Source organism: Paenibacillus aestuarii, from assembly GCF_027789125.1.
Lineage (GTDB): Bacteria > Bacillota > Bacilli > Paenibacillales > NBRC-103111 > Paenibacillus_E > Paenibacillus_E aestuarii.
The window spans coordinates 1-4671 of the sequence record NZ_JAQFVF010000004.1; the positions used below are offsets into that span (position 1 = coordinate 1).

The 4671-nt window shown below is 39.2% G+C and carries 6 protein-coding genes; all 6 read left to right on the forward strand.

The features are described 5' to 3' along the window. The first annotated feature begins 114 nt into the window (after positions 1 to 114). Positions 115 to 1401 (forward strand): IS110 family RNA-guided transposase, encoded by a 1287-nt coding sequence (locus tag O9139_RS01315; RefSeq protein WP_270877637.1) that lies wholly within the window; start codon positions 115 to 117, stop codon positions 1399 to 1401. Positions 1402 to 1878: 477 nt separating this feature from the next. Then, entirely contained in the window at positions 1879 to 2277 is a 399-nt protein-coding gene (locus O9139_RS01320; protein WP_270877644.1) for a contact-dependent growth inhibition system immunity protein, read from the forward strand. A gap of 117 nt (positions 2278 to 2394) precedes the next feature. Continuing rightward, positions 2395 to 2901: a UPF0158 family protein gene (locus O9139_RS01325; protein ID WP_270877645.1), complete on the forward strand. Its 507-nt coding sequence runs from the start codon at positions 2395 to 2397 to the stop codon at positions 2899 to 2901. Between the two features lie 397 nt (positions 2902 to 3298). After that, positions 3299 to 3679, forward strand: a complete 381-nt coding sequence (locus O9139_RS01330; RefSeq protein WP_270877646.1) for an Imm8 family immunity protein — start codon at positions 3299 to 3301, stop codon at positions 3677 to 3679. 253 nt (positions 3680 to 3932) lie between these two features. Next, on the forward strand, positions 3933 to 4244 hold the full coding sequence (locus O9139_RS01335) for a hypothetical protein (protein ID WP_270877647.1): 312 nt from the start codon (positions 3933 to 3935) through the stop codon (positions 4242 to 4244). An 80-nt stretch (positions 4245 to 4324) separates the two neighbouring features. Next, positions 4325 to 4594, forward strand: coding sequence for a hypothetical protein (locus O9139_RS01340; protein WP_270877648.1), 270 nt, complete (start codon positions 4325 to 4327; stop codon positions 4592 to 4594). Positions 4595 to 4671: the final 77 nt, after the last annotated feature.

A 4671-nucleotide genomic window follows, 5' to 3' on the forward strand; every position in this document is an offset into this window, starting at 1 on the left:
GCTAAACATTCCTGTATAGCCTAAGAATTGGGCTTTGTCAAAAAAGGAGCGCCTCGGTATGATGGGTTTGTCCACGGGTTCAAAACCCAACACCATCAAGGAGGCGCTCTTATTATGAAGTTTAAGCAATCAGACGGACAAAATCAACGGATAGAACGAATTACCACTTCCCATCTTGTTGTAGGAATTGATATGGCGAAGGAAGTCCACGTAGCCCAAGCTACGAACTTTCGTGGGATCGTACTTTCTAGTAGGCATCTTTCTTTCAAAAACACCATTGAAGGCTTCGAGAAATTACAACGGTGGATCGACGGATTACAACAGAAACACCGATTAAAGAGTCTTATAATCGGAATGGAGCCCACAGGCCACTATTGGTATAACTTAGCCAATTGGCTTGATGACAAAGGTATAAATGTTGTCCTAGTAAATCCCGCAACTACGAAGCGAAACAAGGAAAATCGCGATAACAGCCCTTCTAAGAGTGATCCGAAGGATGCACTTGTCATTGCAGACGTTGTTAGTCGCGGCTACTACTATGATTACACACGCCAGGCAACCAATTTCCAAAGAATACGTACCATTATGAGCGATCGCGAATTTTGGGTCACGAATAGCGTTCGGCTGCAGAATCGAATTATCCGCTGGCTTGATATGCGTTTCCCTGAATATACGACGGTATTTAAACATTGGACCTGTCCACGATCAATAGCGACCCTCAAAGAATTTCCTTCCCCGCTAGAACTTAAAGATCAATCGACAGCGGATGTAATTACACGTTGGAGAAACCATATGAAGCGAGCTGGTGGTTCAACTGGTATTCAGAAAGCTGCCGAACTCATCTCTCACGCTAGCAAGAGTGTGGGGGATACAACGGCACTCGAGGATGCAAAGCAGGATCTCCAACGCTTAATAGACGAGTACGAGCGCATCGTCGATATATTAGAACAAATTGAAAAAGACATTGCAACCGTACTCGATGAGATTCCTATAGCAAGCCAGCTAAGATCTCTTAAAGGGCTGGGGCCAATCTATATTGCAGCCATTCTGTCAGGTGCAGGTGATCTAAAACAGTATGCCCATGGACGACAATTACTACGAAGGGCTGGGTTAAACCTCGCTGAAAGCATGTCGGGAAAACGAAAAGGGGAAATCGTAATCTCGAAAAGAGGAGATGCCAAACTGCGGAAATATTTGTATCTGGCTACTCTTACATTGGTGGGGATCAATGCTGTTTTCCGACAGTTGCATGAAGAAAATGTCCAAATAAAGCATATGAGTAAACAGCAGTCGGTGTTTAAACTGCTTGGGAAGTTGGCGCGGGTTCTAGTCGGTATGGTTCAGCGTGATGAGTCGTTCACTCCTGAAAAAACGATCCATAATTACACTCAAGCTGCGTAAGATTTATTAAAACGTGAATTGAGTCATTCGCAGGATTTCAGAAAAAGAAAGCACGGAGGACCGAGTTCGTATCCGATAAGGGCTTTGCCCCATCCGCTAAACGCTATCGGTCTCCACACCTTGGATAAGTGTAACGAAGGAATGTTAGGGCAGGGACCCGTAGAGCCGTGGGATGGTAAACTTCCAGGGTTATTGTGGAGGATACGTGCAGCAGAGTATAATTGGGGAAATGTTCCAAAGCGTTCGTTTCTTCTATTTCGGCATGCCCACAACACAAAGTTTACGGGTAAAAAAGCTCTATTTCCTACGGACCACTGCATTCCAACGTGAGAAATCCTGCGAATGACTGAGTATACGTGAGATAAACCCTTAAAACCGAGGGACGGATACGTTAGTTGAACAAAACAAGGGGCAGTTCTACAAAGGCTACTGCTCTTTGTTTTGTTTAGCTAATAGGACAGAAGAATGGAGGTAAACATGCTGGATTTAAATAAATCTTTAGAGGAAATCGATGGGGAAAATTGGGGAGATCTTGACAAGGGTGCCACTGGTTTGATAAGAAAGTGTCTTGCATTAAGAAGAAAACCTCTAAAGGATTTTACAAATGATGATCTTACCAGGATGATATCGCAGAAAATTGCTCTGAAATACCTTGTCCCTATAGCTATTGAAAGATTAGTTGATAACCCGTTGAACTCCGGAGATTATTATAGGGGAGATCTGTTGTGTTCAATACTTAAGGTTAATTTGGATTTCTGGAAGGAAAACTTAGAGCTTCAAGAAGAGTTTGATATGATCGTACTTGATGTTGTTCAAGCGTATGAGACATTAGAGCCCCTTATAAAGGTTTATCAGAATAAAAACAACCTGAAGTAAATATGGCTGGATGTTAGTATTGAGCTAACGGGACAAAAGAGCGTAAACGTGTATATTAATTTTTTTGAAGTAACCGCTTAGGTAGATTATTTTTTTATTTGGATAAGATGTTTATTAATGAATACAAAAGAAGGTGCGAAAGTGAATATGCATAAGATGAAACCAGTTAAACTGGATGATCTTGTTGGTGAGATTGAAATGCAAATAGATGATACTTTAACATTTATAAATATTACATCAGGGGAAGTTATTACATTAACGAGAGAAGAATATAGTGCTGCAGAAGATGAAAAGCCACTCGATAAGTTCCCTGAATGGCAAAAGGAGAACATTGAGAAAGCAATAAGGATTATTGAAGATGAAGACGAGATTTACGTTGATTTTACGTTAAAAAACGACTTCAATGAATATGAAATCATAGAGGATTTTATTGGGACTTTAGAAGATGGAGATATCCGAGAAGAGCTGTTTGAAGCTATCCAAGGAAGAGGTGCATTTCGGAGATTTAAAGATGGGATTATTGAACATGGTGTCGATAAACTATGGTATAAATACAAAAAAAGTAAGATAAAGGATTTTGTAATTGAATGGTGTAAGGATAATGATATTGAAATCCAGGAATAAAACTCGTCCCCTATCCAACACATAATGTAATAAATGATTGTTATTAAACTAAAGGGACACGATAGCTTTAAATTAACACTAAAGACGCGGCTGCCGGCATAATTCGGCAGCTTCGTTATGCTAACGAGGCTGTAGAGGACCATCCTTAAAACCAATCCCCTTTCGGTAACCTAGTGTAACAACTTAAAAATAGCTAAAAGATGTTGCTTAATTGAATTTACCTTGTTTTGCATCCTGAAAGGTCACTGGGGATAATAGCTGAACGGAAGGCCAAAGGGGCGCCAGGGGAATTTGGAGAAAGATAGTAGATGTCGCTTTTAATAGTGGTAGTGACGGGCTCGACAGGCTCACTAACTTTTATGTTTGAAATACTATAAATATAATCCAAGGTGATTCAATGATAGTTCCCGTGTTAAAGAGAATTTTATTACGTGGTGAACCTGAGAAATATGATGATTTTGTACTGCCTGCAAGTGCGGATATTGGTTCTGACAATGTAGAAGGAGTTGACTATTTTTATTTCAGAATAATGACACCTAAAAAGTTGTTATCTATCTTAGAGCAAGATAAGGTTGTGGACGGTAGAGCGACATTTATTGTCAATGAATTCGACTTATCCTTAGTGGAGATTGAAATCAATAAAATACTGCAAGACTGTATTCGTCCTACGTGGGATGAAGTAGCAAAAGCAATTAATCGTCATCTGAATTGGGAATATGATCACATTCAGTACGAGACGCTTGAAGAAGCAAAGGAAAGACTAAACAAAGATAAATGACTTTAGGACCTAGGGGTAATAATCTTCAAGGTCTTTTCTCCTTTAGACGCTTGAACTAACGGAACACGATAGTTCAATCAGACATGACGGTAGCCGGCCAAACGATTGGCTGCCGTTTTCGTTGAAGTAACCGGGATATTTGCGGAACAATAATTTATAATTTCCATAAATAAATCCACTTCCATATTGTGTTAAAATAATGTTGTATAACAAAAAAATTCATAATTGAATACGGTGAAAGAGCTGATAAACCTTGAAGACAATAGGAAGGGTAAATATATATTTCCTGACTGCCGAGGAAGGCGGACAAAGTATTATTCCGGTAGGAAACTTCTCAATACCTATCATCTTTGAAGAAGATAGGGAGTTAATAAATGGCTTGTGGAGTGCAGTAATTGAATTCCATAAAACTCCAAATACTCAAAGAGATACAACTGCTGATTTGTATTTAGCCTTTTATGAAAAAGAAGAGGCACCGAATCATTTAATCAAAACTGGAATGAAGTTTGAGCTAACGACAAATAGAGTGATAGCCAGAGGGATAATTGAAACTTTAAAAATTTAAGTAGTATCCACCTAAAGGGACACGATAGTTCAATAAAACAATACGACTCTAAAGTAAATAGAACAGGTGTGGGGAATTGGATGCTTAAAAAGGTTATACGGAAAACAGTGTTTATTTATTCAATTTTTGGCCTGATTATTGGTATTGGATTACTAATAGCTTCTTTCTTCACGAATGAAGTTGTCGTTCAAAGCGGCGAAAAAGTAATTGTTAGTGGTGTTAAAGCAGGTGTGATAAGCGTTCCAGCTTCTGTTTTAATAGCGTCATTTATCGGATTGATTCACGCTATAGTTCTTTGGTTTCCCATGGTCTATATTTATAAGAAATTATCCAATAGGAATATTCTTTGAGGACGGATACCTAACGAGACACTATAGTCGAATCAAAACGCGACACGGAGGAAATACAATTGACAGAACTTCAAATA